Here is a 386-nt window from a genome sequence, read left to right as displayed (position 1 = left end):
CGGCAGCACTTCATGGATTGCCTCAGCCAACTGATTCACCTGCACCTTACGATAAGCATCTTTATCGGAACGGGTTTTATTCTCCAGGGTGGCAATGCCACGACTTTTATGACGATATAGCCAGGTGCTGATGGTGCGCCAGGTGAAACGGTGCGGGTGGGCTGACAAGCCATCGATAAAGGTCTTGTCGGCGACAAACTTGATGCGCTCACGCAAGCTATTGCCGGGGGCATCGTGCACGGCATTGAGCACCCGTAGGCGTAATTCAAATGAAGGTTTAGCAGCCATGCGTTCTCCTGTTGAGTTAAAAGAGCGCAAAGCGTATCCGCGTCATCCCAAATGATCGAGAGTCAAAATCTGTTGCACTGGCAAGGAAAGAAAAATCA

At 50.8% G+C, this 386-nt stretch carries 1 protein-coding gene; it reads right to left on the bottom strand.

The window, feature by feature from the left end; all coding sequences use genetic code 11:
* Positions 1-288 (bottom strand): hypothetical protein (locus ACO0LC_RS29205; RefSeq protein WP_423009773.1); only part of this gene is annotated, 288 nt, incomplete at its 3' end.
* Positions 289-386: the final 98 nt, after the last annotated feature.

Origin of the sequence: Undibacterium sp. JH2W, assembly GCF_049340425.1 — a bacterium.
Taxonomy (GTDB): Bacteria; Pseudomonadota; Gammaproteobacteria; order Burkholderiales; family Burkholderiaceae_D; genus Undibacterium.
Note: the sequence above shows the minus strand (reverse complement) of the source record. Positions and strands in the feature narration are given on the sequence as shown.